The sequence below is a fragment of the Bhargavaea massiliensis genome, from assembly GCF_018390575.1.
Lineage (GTDB): Bacteria > Bacillota > Bacilli > Bacillales_A > Planococcaceae > Bhargavaea > Bhargavaea massiliensis.
This window is the reverse complement of the sequence record NZ_JAHBCJ010000010.1, coordinates 15,619-32,062: the sequence shown is the minus strand read 5'-3', so window position 1 is coordinate 32,062 and position 16,444 is coordinate 15,619. Positions and strand designations below refer to the sequence as shown.

Annotated in this window: 17 protein-coding genes; 4 read left to right on the top strand and 13 right to left on the bottom strand. The window is 55.2% G+C overall.

All coding sequences use genetic code 11. The features are described 5' to 3' along the window. Window position 1: 1 nt before the first annotated feature. The gene (locus KHA84_RS13665) at window positions 2-424 is read right to left on the bottom strand and encodes a Na(+)/H(+) antiporter subunit B (protein WP_213424078.1); all 423 of its coding nucleotides are present in this window, start codon (window positions 422-424) and stop codon (window positions 2-4) included. Next, window positions 411-2,813, bottom strand: a complete 2,403-nt coding sequence (locus tag KHA84_RS13660; RefSeq protein WP_213424077.1) for a Na+/H+ antiporter subunit A — start codon at window positions 2,811-2,813, stop codon at window positions 411-413. Before KHA84_RS13660 ends, KHA84_RS13665 begins: the two co-directional genes overlap by 14 nt. A 342-nt stretch (window positions 2,814-3,155) precedes the next feature. Between KHA84_RS13660 and KHA84_RS13655 the strand changes: the two genes are divergently transcribed. Beyond that, window positions 3,156-3,839, top strand: coding sequence for an adenine nucleotide alpha hydrolase family protein (locus tag KHA84_RS13655; protein WP_213424076.1), 684 nt, complete (start codon window positions 3,156-3,158; stop codon window positions 3,837-3,839). Window positions 3,840-3,920: 81 nt separating this feature from the next. Here KHA84_RS13655 and murB read toward each other — a convergent pair whose 3' ends face one another. Then, window positions 3,921-4,835: a UDP-N-acetylmuramate dehydrogenase gene (gene murB / locus KHA84_RS13650; protein WP_213424075.1), complete on the bottom strand. Its 915-nt coding sequence runs from the start codon at window positions 4,833-4,835 to the stop codon at window positions 3,921-3,923. Window positions 4,836-5,043: 208 nt separating this feature from the next. On the opposite strand from murB, the gene KHA84_RS13645 reads away from it, so the two are divergent. Beyond that, window positions 5,044-5,616 carry a YceI family protein gene (locus KHA84_RS13645; RefSeq protein WP_213424074.1) on the top strand — a complete coding sequence of 191 codons (573 nt, stop codon included), beginning with the start codon at window positions 5,044-5,046 and terminating at the stop codon, window positions 5,614-5,616. Window positions 5,617-5,704: 88 nt separating this feature from the next. On the opposite strand, the gene KHA84_RS13640 is transcribed toward KHA84_RS13645, so the two are convergent. Continuing rightward, window positions 5,705-6,352, bottom strand: a complete 648-nt coding sequence (locus tag KHA84_RS13640; protein ID WP_419465609.1) for a DsbA family oxidoreductase — start codon at window positions 6,350-6,352, stop codon at window positions 5,705-5,707. 112 nt (window positions 6,353-6,464) lie between these two features. Here KHA84_RS13640 and KHA84_RS13635 point away from each other — a divergent pair, with 112 nt between their 5' ends. Beyond that, a complete protein-coding gene (locus KHA84_RS13635; RefSeq protein WP_213424072.1) occupies window positions 6,465-7,838 on the top strand; it encodes an FAD-dependent oxidoreductase in 1,374 nt (457 codons plus the stop codon). 104 nt (window positions 7,839-7,942) lie between these two features. Here the strand turns inward: KHA84_RS13635 and KHA84_RS13630 are convergent, their stop codons facing one another. From KHA84_RS13630 to KHA84_RS13620, 3 genes are all read right to left on the bottom strand, one after another. After that, a complete protein-coding gene (locus KHA84_RS13630) occupies window positions 7,943-8,812 on the bottom strand; it encodes a YitT family protein (protein WP_213424071.1) in 870 nt (289 codons plus the stop codon). Window positions 8,813-8,942: 130 nt separating this feature from the next. Further along, entirely contained in the window at window positions 8,943-9,872 is a 930-nt protein-coding gene (locus KHA84_RS13625) for a manganese-dependent inorganic pyrophosphatase (RefSeq protein WP_213424070.1), read from the bottom strand. A 49-nt stretch (window positions 9,873-9,921) separates the two neighbouring features. After that, entirely contained in the window at window positions 9,922-10,365 is a 444-nt protein-coding gene (locus KHA84_RS13620; protein ID WP_213424069.1) for an RrF2 family transcriptional regulator, read from the bottom strand. 221 nt (window positions 10,366-10,586) lie between these two features. On the opposite strand from KHA84_RS13620, the gene hmpA reads away from it, so the two are divergent. Continuing rightward, complete coding sequence (gene hmpA / locus KHA84_RS13615) at window positions 10,587-11,771, top strand: NO-inducible flavohemoprotein (RefSeq protein WP_213424068.1); 1,185 nt, start codon at window positions 10,587-10,589, stop codon at window positions 11,769-11,771. 124 nt (window positions 11,772-11,895) lie between these two features. Here the strand turns inward: hmpA and KHA84_RS13610 are convergent, their stop codons facing one another. The 6 genes from KHA84_RS13610 to KHA84_RS13585 form a co-directional block, all read right to left on the bottom strand. After that, on the bottom strand, window positions 11,896-12,681 hold the full coding sequence (locus KHA84_RS13610) for an alpha/beta fold hydrolase (protein ID WP_213424067.1): 786 nt from the start codon (window positions 12,679-12,681) through the stop codon (window positions 11,896-11,898). A 257-nt stretch (window positions 12,682-12,938) separates the two neighbouring features. Next, window positions 12,939-13,358: an arsenate reductase (thioredoxin) gene (gene arsC / locus KHA84_RS13605; RefSeq protein WP_213424066.1), complete on the bottom strand. Its 420-nt coding sequence runs from the start codon at window positions 13,356-13,358 to the stop codon at window positions 12,939-12,941. A gap of 10 nt (window positions 13,359-13,368) precedes the next feature. Then, a complete protein-coding gene (locus KHA84_RS13600; RefSeq protein ID WP_213424065.1) occupies window positions 13,369-14,664 on the bottom strand; it encodes an arsenic transporter in 1,296 nt (431 codons plus the stop codon). Then, window positions 14,661-14,993, bottom strand: coding sequence for an ArsR/SmtB family transcription factor (locus KHA84_RS13595; protein ID WP_213424064.1), 333 nt, complete (start codon window positions 14,991-14,993; stop codon window positions 14,661-14,663). The genes KHA84_RS13600 and KHA84_RS13595 overlap by 4 nt, the downstream gene beginning before the upstream one ends. A gap of 249 nt (window positions 14,994-15,242) precedes the next feature. After that, window positions 15,243-15,761, bottom strand: coding sequence for a type 1 glutamine amidotransferase domain-containing protein (locus tag KHA84_RS13590; RefSeq protein ID WP_213424063.1), 519 nt, complete (start codon window positions 15,759-15,761; stop codon window positions 15,243-15,245). A 60-nt stretch (window positions 15,762-15,821) separates the two neighbouring features. After that, entirely contained in the window at window positions 15,822-16,415 is a 594-nt protein-coding gene (locus tag KHA84_RS13585; RefSeq protein ID WP_213424062.1) for a DNA-3-methyladenine glycosylase, read from the bottom strand. Window positions 16,416-16,444 lie beyond the last annotated feature (29 nt).

Below are 16,444 nucleotides of genomic sequence, written 5' to 3'. Positions count from 1 at the left end.
GCTACACGTCCTTACTGATACTCAGGATGATGGTGACGACCGTTCCGATTACGGTAAGCGCGACACCCGCCTCAAAAATCGTCACGGTGGCAAGCTCGGTCAGCCCGAAGATCGGCAAATCAAAATAACCGAAGCCCTGCGATAGGAAGGGCCTGCCCAGCACGGCTGCCGCAGTCCCCGACAGGAGGGACACCATGGCGCCGAATGCCGCAATCTTGCGGAAGTCGAATGGTACCCCCTGATGGACGGTCTCGATATCGAAGACGACGTACAGGAGGACGAGCGCCGAAGACAGGACGAGCCCCCCGACAAAGCCCCCGCCTGGGTTATGGTGGCCCGACAAGAACAGTTCGACGCCGAAGGTCAGGATGATAAAGACGACAACACGGGTGACCGTCCGCAGGATCACATCATTTTCCTTCAACGTCATCCCCTCCTTTCTTCGGCTTGAGGGCGATCAGCGTATAGACCCCGATGCCCGCGATAAAGAGGACCACGACTTCGAGCATCGTATCAAATGCACGGAAGTCCCCGAGGATGGCGTTGACGATGTTGCTTCCGCCGGCCAGCTTATACGAATCCTCAAAGTAAACAGAAATGGATTCGTACACATCGTACCCCTGTACAGTCAGCCCGAAAGCCGTGACAAGCACGCCGGCACCGACTGCAATAATTCCGTTGACGACCTTTGTCCGGAGCGGTGAGTCCTCGGGCTTCCATTCCGGAAGGAAGTGGAAGCACAGGAGGAACAGCACTGTCGTCACCGTCTCGATGACCGTCTGGGTAAGCGCCAGATCCGGCGCCCGGAAAAAGACGAAGAAGATGGCGACAGAGTAGCCGAGGACTCCGTTCAAGAGCGTCGCCGTGATGCGGGACCTCGCAAACAGCATCGCAATTGCCGCAAACGCCATGATGATGACGAAAGCGATCTCGAAGATTCCGACGGGGCCTCTGCTGAAGTCCGGTTCGAAAGCGCCCGTCAGGAATAGCATTCCGCCAACCGTGACGAGGAAGAACAGGTAGATGAAAGCGAAATAGTCACGGCTCCTGCCTGTCATATACAGATCCGTCACGATGGTGGAGGCGGCTTCGCCGGTCTGGAGCAAACCGCGGTAGATGGAGTCCATTGTCCACCGGAAAGGCGCGACACGGTAGATCCGCTTCCAGTGACGGAACGTGATGAACAGCAGCAGGCCGAGAGCGATGACGCCGAATGTCATGACAAGCGGCAGATTAACACCGTGCCACGCCTCAATCTTGGGGACAAGATTTGCCTCCTGTGAAAGTGCCGGGAACATCACCTGCATGGCCGGACCGATCACATACTTGCCGACCACGTTCGGGAAGAAGAAGATCAGGATGACAAGCGCCGCAAGAATACCGGGCGCGACCAGCATCCCTTTAGGTGCCTCATGCGGCACCCGGTCGATCTTCTCCGGCTGGACAGGGCCGAGAAATGTCCGGTACACGATGATCGTGCAGTAGATAAACGTGAACACACTGGCCAGCCAGCCGACTACCGGGAAAAGCACCTCGGCACCGCCGGCAAACGGTTGTCCGGACGCGATATCCACTGCAGCGCCAAAGAACATCTCCTTGCTTAGGAAACCGTTGAACGGCGGCAGTCCTGCCATGGAAAAGCTGCCGATGACCGCAAATGTGAACGTCACCGGCATAAACGACATGAGCCCTCCGAGACGGCGGATGTCCCGCGTGCCGATTTCATGGTCGACAATCCCGATGACCATGAAGAGCAGCCCCTTGAACGTCGAGTGATTCAGCATATAAAACAGCGCGGCAAACCCTGCAGCCGCATAAACAGCCGGATCACCCGCCGCACTTGCAGACAGTGCCGCAGAGCCGAAACCGAGAAGGCTCATGATCAGGCCGAGCTGGCTGATGGTGGAATAAGCAAGGAGGGCTTTCAGGTCGTTTTGCTTCATGGCATTGAACGCCCCCCACAGGAGCGTCACGATACCGGCTATGCTCAGTGACCAGAACCAGGATTCCATGCCGCCGAAAAGCGGCGTGAACAGGGCAACCAGATAGATTCCGGCCTTGACCATGGTCGCGGAGTGAAGGTAGGCACTGACCGGGGTCGGTGCCTCCATTGCGTCCGGCAGCCAAATATGGAACGGAAACTGGACTGACTTGGTAAACGCCCCGAGCAGGATCAGGAACATGGCAGGGACAATCATCGGTTCACCGGCAAGCGCATCACGCATCCCGATGATTTCACTGATGCTGAATGTGCCCGTCGTGAAATAAAGCATCAGGAAGCCGGCAAGCAATGAAAACCCGCCCATGACCGTGATGAGCATCGCCTTCTGCGCCCCGTACCGGGAGCCCTTCCGGTGGTACCAGAACGCGATCAGCAGGAAGGAAGAAATACTCGTAAGTTCCCAGAACGTATAAAGGAGCATCAGGTTGTCCGAAAAGACGACGCCGAGCATGGCGCCCATGAACAGGAGCAGATAGACATAGAAGTGGCCGAGCGATTCCCTCGGCGAGAGGTAATAAATAGAATAAAGGGCGACAAGTGTGCCGACCCCCGTGATGAGGAGCGCGAAAATCATGCCGAGACCGTCGACACGGACGGCCAGGTCGATTCCCGCATCCGGTATCCATGGATAGGAGGCCGAAACAATCTCTCCGTCGGCAACCCGCGGGATCAGCCGGATGAGGGCGGCAAACAAAATGAGCGGCACCGCCATGACATACCAGCCGATCAGGCGGTCGCCGATCAGACGGTGCGTTGCAGGCAAAAGCGCTGCCATGATGAATGGGAGAAAAATGATGAAAACAGCGTACATGAGAACCTCCAATCAGCGTGGTGAACCCCCACCAGGCAAGCCGCCTTGACGGAATGACCGGCAGGGCGCATAATATGGGGCAACAGCGTCCGGACCCCTTCTGGAGACCATGGACAGCAGTTATGTATAAAGAACATGCGAAACACAGCTGCCACATTTCACGGCACTGATTTCCCGCTTAAAGTATACAGGAAATCCGACCCTTTCGCACATCATGCCACCTGTCGCCGGTGTTGTTGTATTTTCCGCGATGATGTCTTATAATGTGTTGGTTTTCGAATGAGGGACCGGGCAAGTGCTCCCGGAATCCCAGTTATTATGAACTAGAGGTGACTCACCGTCATGTTGAAAAAGCCGGGAATGGATGAGTGCATTCTTGTTTGCGTCTATTATGGCCCGAACGGAGAACGGCTGATCCGCAGAGGACACAAAATGGCCAGCATGCTCAATTGCCCGTTTTATATTCTGTCGGTCGATCCGCTTCCGTTCGACCAGTTTGATGCAGACAAGTCGGAGTACGTGGAGCGATGGCAGGAACTCGCGGACGAACTCGGTGCGCAGGCGTTCATCCTCCGGGATAACGAGCGCCTCCCGTCCGCAAAGGCCATCAAGGAAGTGGCATACGATAAAAATGTGACCCAGATCGTCATCGGACAGACCGCCCAAAGCCGGTGGGAGGAGATCACCAGGGGATCGTTCATCAACGTCCTGCTGCGGGAAATCCCGTTTGCCGACCTGCACGTCGTCTCTGTCGCGCGGAACATCAAATCTGTTGAAGAGGATATGTACGAGAAAGGGGTACGTGCGTATCTTGTAGAGGATGGCGATGGCTACCGCGTCAGCTTCACCCAGTCGAAAGGCTGCGAATTCGAGGGGATTTTCTTCAAAGAGATGGGTACCGATTTTAACAACGGCATTTTCAAGTTCATGCACGACAGCAAAATGTGCCAGGTGCATGTAAGTGATGACCGCATTGAAGAAACAGGAACCGTCGAACGCATGGTGGAGGAAAAACACGTCCAATAATGAAAAGCGGCTGTCCATAATGGGCAGCCGCAAACATTTGAAAAAGGAGCGCGTACATGTGTCCGTGCTCCTTTTCCTGTATTATGATTCTTCTCCGACAATCTTCACTTCCAGCTCCAGGTCGACGCCGAAGTTGTCTTTGACAGCTTCCCGCACCATTTCAATTGTCCGGATATAGTCGGTTGCCGTTGCACCGTTTTTGTTTACGATGAAGCCTGCGTGCTTGGTCGACACTTCGGCTCCGCCGAATCCTTTGCCCTGCAGGCCGGAGTCCTGGATCAGCTTGCCGGCAAAGTAGCCGGGAGGACGCTTGAAGACGCTCCCTGCCGACGGATACTCAAGCGGCTGCTTGGATTCACGCTGATGTGTCAGATCGGCCACCTTCGCATCGATCTCTTCCTGGTCGCCTTCTTCAAGGACGAATTCCGCGGACAGGACATAATAGCCCTTTTTCGCGATGATACTCGTCCGGTATCCCAGCTCCAGTTCTTCCTTCGACAGCACCAGGCGCTCGCCCTCCGGCGTCAGGATCGTGCAGCGGTGGATGATGTCTTTGATTTCGCCGCCGTATGCCCCGGCGTTCATGACCATCGCTCCGCCGACGGAGCCCGGGATGCCGCAGGCGAATTCAAAGCCGGTCAGTCCGCGCTTTGCGGATTGCCTGGAAACAGCTTTGATGTCCGCACCGCTTTCGGCGTAAACTGACGTTCCATCAAAGCGCACCTCATTCAGATTCGACAAGTTCAGCACGATGCCTCGGACACCGCCATCACGAACGACCATGTTCGACCCGTTCCCAAGCAGGAGCACCGGAATATCGTGTTCAAATGCGTAGCGTACAACCGCCTGGACGCTTTCCTCGGTTTCCGGATCGCAGAACAGGTCCGCCTGGCCGCCCATGCGGGTCATCGTATGATTCGAAAGCGGTTCATCTATTTTTACGTGTTTACCGCCGATGAGTTTGACTAGGTCATCGGCCCATTGCTGTTTGCTCATAAATTGCCATTCCTTTCAGAGGCTCTCCGCCTGGCAGCGGCGGGACTCTTACTTTCAAATACTCATTCACAATTATATAGTATGCTGTCTGCCCGTCGTTTTGACAAGCCACACCATATCGGGTTGAGTTGAAGTCAAAACAGTTGACCCTTTCAGACTATTGGCTTAAATTCAGAGTATTATTGTACCTTTAAAAGGAGGAGTTCCATTGGCAAAGACGAAATGGCAGATTGACGCGGCGCACTCTCACGTGACCTTTGTGGTGAAACACATGATGATTTCGAAGGTCCGGGGATCGTTCGGAAATTTTGGCGCCGATATTGAAGCAGACCCGGAGGACTTGACCGGTGCTTCCCTCAAGTTCACGATTGATGTGAATTCGATCGATACGGACAGTGAAGACCGCGACAATCACCTGCGGTCTGCCGACTTCTTCGACACGGAGAACCATCCGGAAATCACTTTCGTGTCCACCGACATCCGGCCCGACGGGGACGGCGAGTACAAAGTGACCGGTGACCTGACCATCAAGGGAGAGACCAAGTCCGTCACGCTTGAAGCCGAGTATGAGGGCCGCGCCAAAAACCCTTGGGGCCAGGAAGTCGTCGCATTCTCCGTGGACGGCAAGATCAACCGCAAGGACTTCGGCCTGACCTGGAACCAGGCTTTGGAGACCGGCGGCGTCCTCGTCGGCGAAGATGTGAAGATCCACCTTGACCTTGAAGCCACTGAAGAACAGCCCCAAACAGAAGAAGCAGAAGAAGAAAGCCTCGAATCCTGATCGTTTCGGCTGCCCATGCACGGGCAGCCGTTTTTTTTTGCATCAGAAAAGCCGCATCTCCAGGTTAGGATGCGGCAGGACAATCATTTCATGATTCTTCTTCTGCAACTTTTCGGAGTGCCTGCTCAAACACTTCATCAGGCTGCGCGCCGGAGACCGCATATTTCCGGTTGATAACGAAAAACGGGACGCCCTGTACGCCGAGCTGGCGTGCTTCTTCAATATCCGCCCGGACATCTTCTTCGTAGCGGCCGGATCCGAGAGCGGCTTCCGCTTCCTTTCGATCCAGGCCCGTCTCTTCCGCAATATCCGCCAGAACCTCTTTACGACCGATCTCGCGGTTCTCGATAAAGTACGCACGAAGCAGATTCTCTGACATCTCAGATGCCTTTCCCTGCTCTTCCGCCCATTTTGCGAGCCGATGCGCGCTGAAGGTATTGGCAGGGCGCATTTTGGAGAAGTTGTACTCGAGTCCGACTTCTTTGGCAGCCGCGGTGACATTGGCCGTCATGCCTTCTGCCTCTGCTTCGGTCGTGCCGTATTTGCGGGCAAGCACGGAAACCATTGACTCCTCGGATGTTTCCGGGGATTGCGGATCCAGCTCGTAGCTTTTGAAGACGACCTCCGCCCTATTCCCAAGACCCGTCTTCTCAAGGGCGTTTTCAAGTTTCCGTTTGCCGATATAGCAGAACGGGCAAACATAATCAGACCATACTTCTATTTTCACGTCACCGATCCCCTTCCCTATTGACTGCCTTCATTGTAGGGGGGACGCTGAGCACCCGACAAGGAATATGCCCCGGCACGATAGCGGGGCACGACTACCAGTGATTGGAGGATTTCTCATCATGAATGAATCGCTTTGGCTTGACACAGGGTATCCGCGCGACAAGTTTCCTCAAGCATCCGGCTCGCTCCGCTGTGATGTGTGCATCATCGGCGGGGGCATTGGTGGCATTGCTGCAGCCGAGCAGTTGGCAAAGGCCGGAAAGGACGTCGTCGTCCTTGAGAAGGACCGCATTTTCGGCTCCACGACAAGCCATTCGACCGGAAAGGTGACCGCCCAGCACGACATCATTTATTCCAAGCTGATCAAGCAGTTCGACCTGGAGACGGCACGGACCTATTACCAGGCGAACGAACGCGCCGTCCGCCGGGCACGGGAAATTGCCCGGGACGATGAAGCCCGCCCGCTCGATTCCATCCTGTATGCCCGCACCCCCCTCGGTACCGAAAACCTCCGGAAGGAATGGGAAGCGTATAAGGAGATCGGCATCCAGGGCGCTTTTGTCAATGAGACCGAGCTGCCGTTTACCGTGGAAAGCGCGCTTTCGATGCACGACGAACTGCAGATCCATCCACTCCGGTTCGGACAGCGGCTGGCACGGATGGCAGCGGAAGCCGGTGCACGTATTTATGAAGACTCCGCAGTAAGGAAGATGAATTTCAAGAAGCGGTACGTGGAGCTTGAAAATGATGCCCATGTCACTTTCAGCGAACTGATCCTCTGCACCCACTATCCGCTCGTCGGATTTCAGAATCTGAACATCATGAAACTCCAGGTCAGCCGCTCCTACGTGGTTGCCGCGAAATCCGAGACCGAGCTGAAAAACCAGTATCTCGGCGTGGATGCCGACTCCCTGTCGATCCGCACAGCGGGAATTGACGGCCAGGCCTACCTCATGGTCTCCGGCAGCAGCCATCTGGCGGGGATGAAGGAAGAAACCGGAGAGAATTACGGCGAACTTTCAGAGCATATGCGGAAACAGTTTGGCGTGACCGATATTTCACACCGCTGGTCGGCCCAAGATCCGCAGACGCCGGATTATATACCGTTCGTCGGCCGGATCACAGAGGACTTGCCGCACATCTTCGTCAGCACCGGCTTCCGGAAATGGGGACTGTCCGGGTCTCTTGCGGGATCCGAAGTGCTCCGCGACCTGATCGTCGGCCGGCAGAACGATGCCATTGAACTGTACAGTCCGGCCAGAACCGGTTTCGGCGCGAAACTTCTGCAAGCCGTCAAAATCAACGGACTGGTAACAGGCGAATTGGCTGCGGGATACACTGTCCGGCTGGATACGCCGACATGCACGCATATGGGCTGCAAAACCCGATGGAACGAGGGCGACCGCACGTGGGACTGCCCGTGCCACGGCTCCAGGTTCCGCGAAGACGGCTCGGTGTTGGAAGGCCCTGCGACAAAACCTCTCAAACTGTAAATGGTGTCCGCCTCCGGCTTGTCCGGAGGTTTTTCATCGGAGATGGATGGCTGATCCCCCAACCAAATCACCCGGCCCATTCATCCTGGGCCGGGTGATGAGTGTTATTGGTGTACCGGAGTCTTGAAGTTGCTGCCGGAGATTTCGCTGACTCTCTGGACGATGACAAAAGCTTCGGGATCTGTCTCACGGATTGCCGTCCGGACATCCGCCAACTCGAGCCGGTCTACCACAACATAGAGGATCTTCTTCGAATCATTGGTAAACGCGCCCTCCCCATTCAGGAACGTCACGCCGCGTCCGACATTTTCGATCAGGCTCTTTGCCAATTCCTCCGCATGATCGGAAATGACCATGACCGACAGGGACTCTTCCGTACCCTCGACGACCATATCGATCACCTTTGAGGCGATAAAATAAGTGATCATCGAGTAAAACGTCGTTTCCCATGTGAAGACGAGCAGACCCGCAAGGATAAAGATGAAGACGTTCATGATCATGACCGTCTGCCCGACGGAAATCGGGCGCCGCTTGCTGATCAGGATGGCGAGGATTTCGGTGCCGTCCAGCGCCCCGCCCATGCGCATGACGAGCCCGACCCCGAAACCGAGGATCACCGCACCGATCACCGTCGCGAGAAACAGGTCATCCGTTACGACGTCGAACCTGTGCAGATAACCGGTTGCCACAGACAGCACGATGATGCCGTATAGCGCATTGACGGTGAACCGCATGCCCATCCGCCTGTATCCGAGAATGATGAACGGAATGTTCAGGATGATGATGAAAATACTTAAGCTGAGAGGCGTCAGCTCCGACAAAATGATCGACAGCCCGATCACCCCGCCGTCCAGGATATTGTTCGGAACGAGAAAGAGTTCAAGCCCGATGGCCGCAATGATTGCACCTGCCGTAATCAGGAACAGCTGGAGCGGTATGGACTCGGACAGAAACTTACGCTTTGAACCTGGCATCTTTCAAACTCCTTTTCTGAGGCATTGGCCCTTATTAAAGTATGAAGAAAAGTGGTATCGGGATGCAACTGGTTTGGAGGATACCTGAAAAAGCAAAAGCCCCGGCACTGCCGGGGCTTTTCGGAAATCCTTATTTCGACAAGGCTTCTGTCAGGACCGGGACAATCTGCTTTTTGCGGGAAACGATGCCCTTCAGCACAGCCAGGTTGTCTTCCATCGGAACATTGAATGCGCCGCATGCCGCCTGGGCTTCTCCGCCAAGGACAAGGACGGTCGAATCATTGTTCAGGATGTCCGTGATCGCAAGCATGTAAAGGCCCAGCTCTCGCTCTGCAATGACACGATAGAGCAAGTCTTCCAGCTCTTTCTTGCGGGAGAGGACGTCGTTGATGTCTACGGTATTGACCTGGGCGATGACGACTTTCTTGCCGCCCATCTCAAATTCCTTTGCATCCATGTTGACGAGTTCCTCGAGCGTCTTCTTGCTGAGGTCGGCACCCGCCTTCAGCATGGCGAGCCCGTATTCCTCGGCATCGACACCAGCGATTTCCGCCAGCTCAACCGCTGCTTTGCGGTCTTCGCCAGTGAATGTCGGCGACTTGAAGAGCAGCGAGTCGGAGATGATCGCCGATAGCATGAGACCCGCAATGTTCGCAGGAATCTCGATACCGTTTTCTTTGTAAAGCTTGTTTAGGATGGTCGCTGTGCAGCCGACTGGTTCCGCGCGGTAGTAGAGCGGATCAGCCGTCTGGAAGTTCGCAATCCGGTGGTGGTCGATCACCTCAAGGATTTTCACATCCGTGATGTCATCCGCGCTCTGCTGGAATTCGTTGTGGTCGACGAGGATGACGCCGTCCGCTTCTTCAGCAACATTTTTCACGAGACGCGGTGCTTCGAAGCCGAACTTCTCCAGCGCATAAGCTGTCTCATCATTGACTTCACCGAGGCGGACCGCTTCCGCTTCCATGCCGAGTTCGTTTTTCAGATGCGCATAGGCAATTGCTGCTGTGATTGAGTCTGTGTCCGGGTTTTTATGCCCGAAAACCAATACTTTAGACATTTGTATTTCACTCCTGACCGTCTGGTTCGAATTTTCCTTCCTAATTCTATCATATCTCCCGCGCTGACAATAACGCCGCGAGGTCTTGTTTGTTGATCAGAAAATCGGCGAGCGTATATTGGTCCAGCACCGCCAGATAGGCCATCAGTGCCTGGTTCAGTGCTCCGCGCAGACCGCAGACCGGGCTGAGCACGCACTGGTTCGCCGTGGAGCTGAAGCACTCAACAATGTTGAAGTCGTCTTCGGTCTGGCGAACGACCGTCCCGATATTGATCTCCTCGGGCGGCACAGCCAGCCGTACACCGCCACCGCGGCCGCGGACAGTTTCCACATACCCCAATTGGCCGAGCTTGTGTGTGATTTTCATCAAATGGTTCTTGGAAATTCCGTAAGCATCCGAAATGCCTTGGATGGTAGACAATTCGCCGTCTTTTTTCGCGCCGAGATACATGAGGACGCGGAGCGCATAGTCAGTGTACATCGTCATTCTCATGCATAGTCACTCGCCTTTCCTCCCATATTATAAAGGCTTGTTCAGCTGGAATGAAAGCAAATCGTTTTCTTTAAATTTTGACAAGGTATTGAATGGAATGTGACGGAATTCTGACATGCCCTTAAAGATGTATTTTATATATTGCTTTAGAAATTGCACAGGAATATGATTGAGACAGATCAAGAACAACCATTCCAAACAACCGAAAGGGAGTTGTAAACATGCTGTCCCAACAGACAATCGACATCGTGAAGTCCACCGTCCCTGTACTTGAGCAACACGGCAAAACAATTACTACAGTTTTCTATAAGAACATGTTTGAAGCTCATCCCGAACTCCTGAATATCTTCAACCACGCCAACCAATCCCGCGGCCGCCAGCAGACGGCGCTCGCCAACACGGTGCTTGCCGCAGCAAAGTATATCGACAATCTCGAAGCGATCGTACCGGCAGTTGTGCAGATTGCGCACAAGCACCGCGGCCTCGATGTCCGCCCGGAACACTATCCGATCGTCGGCCATCATCTTCTCGGCGCGATCAAAGAAGTGCTCGGCGACGCATCCACACCTGAGATACTCAACGCCTGGGGCGAAGCTTACGGTGTCATCGCGGATGCCTTCATCGGTGTCGAAAAAACCATGTACGAAGATGCGGCCAATGCCGAAAACGGTTGGGACGGCTTCAAGGACTTTGTCGTCGCGAAGAAAGTGGAAGAAAGCGACGTCATCACCTCCTTCTATCTGAAGCCGGCGGACGGCAAGGGTGTCCCGACCTACAAACCGGGCCAGTACCTGACCGTCCGCGTCACCATCCCCGGCGAAAAGTATCTGATGATCCGCCAGTACAGCCTGTCCCGCGCGCCTCAGGAAGACATGTTCCGCATTTCCGTCAAGCGTGAAGACGAATGCAACCCTGAAGGCAAGGTCTCGACGTTCCTCCACCGCAGCGTGAATGTCGGCAACACGATTGAAGCCAGCGTCCCTGCGGGAGACTTCTTCCTCGATACAGAGTCAACGACTCCGGTCACACTCATCAGCGGCGGCGTCGGCCTCACACCGATGCTTGCGATGTTCGATTACATCACCAGCAACCAGCCGGAACGCGAAGCGGCATTTATTCACTCTGCCCGCAATCCGCAGCTCCAGGCATTTGACGGCGACCTCCGCGAAATGGCGGCCGGTAACGACAATGCGACTTACTCGGTCCGCTACTCCGACACGGAAGGTTTCCTGGACCGCGACTTCCTCCGCGGCCGCGTCATCGAAGGCAGCGACATCTATCTGTGCGGCCCGGCACCGTTCATGAATGCGATGATTCACGAACTCAGGGCGATCGGCGTGCCGGTCGAAAAGATCCACTATGAATTCTTTGGCCCTGCCGCTGAACTTGAAGCCATCACAGCATAACTTTAGAGCGTGCGAAACCCCGACCGGAAAGTCCGGTCGGGGTTTTTAGTGTGCTCAGGTTGTTTGCTTAACACTTGGCGAGGTTTACTTAACACTCGGCCTCCAGCCTCATCATTTTGCAGGTTTAAGCGTACGCCGTCTCCATTTCCCGGATATACCCGATCGAATGGCGGTTGAACTCGTCCGGCTGGTCGATATTGCAGACATGCCCTGAGTTCCTGATCGTAATCAGGCGGAATTGATCACTGCGCTGCACCACTTCCTTGACGGGCGGGATAAACAGATAGTCTTCTTCCCCCATCAGGAACAGTGTCGGCACGCCGGTCGTGGTTGACTGCAGTCGCGCCAGATAAGGATTAATCAGCTTGGTGAGCGAGAACCACTTCACAAACTCCTTCTGGCACATCTTCTTCGCCTGGTTGACGAACGCGAGCCGGGATTCCTCGTGTTCCTTCCTCGGCATGATGATGTAGGCGAAAAGTTTGTAAAGCAGCATGTACGGAACGAACCGTTTGAATGTATTGCCCGCCCAAAGCAGGAGCTTCGTGCGGATGTCCAGCCCGATGACCGCTCCGCCAAGAATCAGCGACTTGACCCGGTCCGGATGCCATTCCGCGAGCGTCTGGGCGACGATGGTTCCCAGCGACATTCCGATCATATGCGACTCCTTAATGCCGAGCGTATCCAGAACTTCGATGACATCATCCGCCACTTCACGGAACGAGTCGCCCTTCTCCCATTGTCCCCGTTCGGAGCGGCCATGGCCCCTGAGGTCAAGTAGCAGGACGTTGTGTGCTTTACGGAATTCCTTGATCTGCTTGAACCAGACGGACGAACTGCCGCCCGCCCCGTGGATAAATGTCACCCACGGATAATCGTCACCCTTGATGTAAGTCTTGTAGTGGAGCATGGGGATCTTCCCTTCAATGCGGTTGCTACCATTTAACCATGATTCTGAATGCTTTTCACAGGATAACAATCTCGAATTGGATTTTACTGTCATAACTTTGAAGATTGATCGACAATTTTGGTGTCACCCTCTTTTACTACCCGGCGTTCTATTAGTGAAAACCAGCTGCGGAAGCCCCTTGTGCAATTACCGGGTACCCATGTTCATTACTCTATTCACCATAACAAAACGCGCCCTGATTAAGGCGCGTTCCATGGTTATTCCCCAGATTCCGAAAAGCGCTCGATCCGCTCCCGGATTTCATCCCGGACACGGCGGAAGACGGCGTGTCTTTCTTCTTCAGTTCCTTCCGCGCGTGCCGGGTCGTCAAATCCCCAGTGATCGAGGACGGCATCGGATGGGACAGCCGGACAATTGTCATGGGCATCCCCGCATAGGGTGATGACATAGTCGGCGCGCTTCAGGAGATCGGCGCTGATCGTCTCGGACTGCTGAGCCGAGATGTCGATGCCGGCATCCTTCATCGCCCGGACTGCTTCAGGGTTCAGGCCATGCGCCTCAATGCCGGCGGAACGGACGTCAAAGCGGTCACCAAGAATCGCCTTGCCGAATCCTTCTGCCATCTGGCTGCGGCACGAATTGCCCGTGCAAAGAAAATAAATGAGCTTTTTTTCCACTTCCATCACCTCAGTTAAGAACTTCCAACCACAGATACAAGCCGGTCAGTGTAATAAGCAGGACGGGAACCGTCAGAACGATTCCGACCTTGAAATAGTATCCCCAAGAGATTTTGACCCCTTTCAAAGACAACACGTGCAGCCAGAGTAGCGTCGCAAGCGAGCCGATTGGCGTCATCTTTGGACCCAGGTCGGAGCCGATGACGTTTGCATAGATCAGCGCTTCCCTTACGCGGACCGGCACATCCGCATCCTGGATGGCGAGCGCGTCGATCATGACGGTCGGCATATTGTTCATCACCGACGACAAAATCGCCGCGATGAATCCCATGCCGACAGTTGCCGCATACAGGCCGTGGCTCGCCGTCCACTCGATGAGAGAAGCGAGCACATCCGTCAGCCCGGCATTCCGGAGACCGTAAACGACCACATACATCCCAATCGAGAAGAACACGATTGCCCATGGCGCGCCTTTAACAACCGCCTTTTCATCCACCGCCTTGCTTGGCGCGGAAATGGCAAGGAACAGGATGGCGACGATTCCAGCAATGATCGAGACCGGGACACCGAGCGCTTCACTCAGGAAATAGCCGGCGAGGAGCACCGCGATGACCACCCAGGAGAGGCGGAACAGCTTCATGTCCCGGATGGCCGAACGGGGTTCCGCCAGTTTGGATGCGTCAAACCGTTTCGGGATGCTTTTGCCGAAGTACAGATAAAGCACAAGCATGCTTGCTGCCAGGCTGAACAGGTTCGGCACGAACATGCGCGAGGCATACTCGGAAAAACCGATGCCGAAAAAGTCGGCTGATACGATGTTCACCAGGTTCGAGATGACAAGCGGAAGCGAAGTGGTATCCGCAATAAATCCGGATGCCATGATAAACGGCAAAATCAGCTTATCCTTGAAATCAAGCGCGCGCATCATGGCAAGGACGATCGGCGTGATAATGAGCGCCGCTCCGTCATTGGCGAACAGCGCTGCGACAATTGCGCCAAGGAGCGTGACGAGGAAAAACATCCTTAGTCCGCTTCCCTTGGCAAATCGCGCCATATGGAGCGCCGCCCATTCAAAGAAGCCGATTTCATCGAGAATCAATGAGATCAGGATGAGGGCGACAAATGTGAGCGTCGCGTTCCAGACGATGCCGGTCACATCCCACACGTCCTGCAGGCTGACAACACCGGCAAGCAGTGCGACCGCCGCTCCTGCTATCGCCGACCAGCCAATCGACAGCCCCCTCGGCTGCCAGATCACGAATACGAGCGTAACGAGAAAAATCAGTGCCGCGAGCCAGGCCATCATGAGTCACAGCATCCTTTCTCGCCGGTTGCTTCCAGGTCGGCGACCGTCCGCTCCGGTGCCGTCACCCGAGAAAGCAGGCCGGTCAGAATATCGTGCAGCGGATGCGTCCGGTCAAGCGACCAGAACGTCCAGCGCCCGCGCTTTTCTCCCGTCACGAGGCCCGCTTCTTTTAGCCGCTTCAGATGCTGGCTCACCGCCGGCTGCGTCAGCCCGACAAGTGGCGTCAGGTCGCAGACGCAGACCGGGCCGGAGATAAGCTGCTGCAGTATTTTCAGCCGCGTGCCGTCGCCCGCCGCTTTCATGAATGTTTCAAGTTCCGATAACTCCACCGGAATCCCTCCAATAACAGAATACCGGTTCATTGTATTTGTATCAGAACATATAAGTCAACACTTATTTATTACCGAAGAGAGCGCACTTAGGTTTCTATGTGCGCTTGCAGCAGTCCTATGCGCGTTCCACCGGGTCCTATGCGCGCTCATCCCTTTTCTATGCGCGCTTCAACAGGTTCTATACGCGCTCCCGCTTTTCTCCCATCAAAAAAGCGCGCCGCAGAGGGCGCGCTTTACAATCAGATTTTATTTCCCTTCCAGCACCCGCAGTGATTCACGGTTGAATGCCGGAATGTCGTCAGGCTGGCGGCTCGTGACGAGCTGGTCCTGGCAAACGACGACTTCGGAGTCTTCAAAGTTTGCCCCGGCGTACTTCATGTCCTGGGCAATCGATTTGTAGCCGGTCGCCTTACGCCCTTCAAGCGCCTTTGCCGTAATCAGCAGCTGAGGCCCGTGGCAGATGGCGAGTACCGGTTTTTTAGCGTCCATGAACTCTTTCGCGAAGCTGACAAAACGCTCGTCCGCGCGAAGCTGGTCCGGCGAGAAGCCGCCCGGGATAAAGAGCGCGTCGTAGTCGGCAGCGCTGACTTCGCCGATTCCCTTGTCGACAGTGACCTTTTCCTGTCCCTGCTTGCCTTCCACTGTCTTGCCGGCTTCCTTTTCGATGGTGATCACTTCATGGCCGGCATCTTTGAACGCTTTTGCCGGCTCCGTGTATTCGCTGTCCTCAAACATGTCCGTGATGACTGTTGCGATTTTAGCCAATCTGATCACTCCTTTATGAATGTCCCTTTCTACTTTTCCCGCCTCATCCACTTTTAAACATCAGCGATACTTCGAGACGAACGGATTGCCCTCTTCGAAAAATCGCCACGGGTAGTCGACGGCCTCACCTGTGTTCTGTATGCCGACCCGGGGGCCTACCTTCAACTCTCCTCCAAGTCCCGGTCCGGGCGCGATAAAAAGCGGCTCCTCATACCAGAGGCCGCCGTACGATTCCATCGTGACGCCAAGCGCCTTCGACAGTTTTCCGGGACCATTTGTGAGGTCGGGAATCTTGAAATGCCAGCCTCGCCGTTCCTGCATGAGTTCCAGGCCCTCCACCGGTTCCGCTCCCCGGATCAGGACCGCATGCGGGGTTCCTTCTTCTCCGGCGACGACGTTCATGAGCGTGTGGGTGTGCATTTGATACGTATAGATCCGGCCGGGATCAGCGAACATCACTTCCGTCCGCTTGGTCCGGCGGTTGTTGAAACTGTGCGCCGCGCGGTCTTCCGGGCCGTGGTAGGCCTCCGTCTCAACGATCCGTGCGGCGGCAAGTCCCTCGGGTGTCTCATGGACGATGTACTGCCCGAGCAGAGCGGGCGCCAGGTCCAGGACAGGCTGGTTGAAAAAATCAGGATTGATCGGCTTGTACATCCGTCCCCCTCCTTTCTTTAAACCGAAAC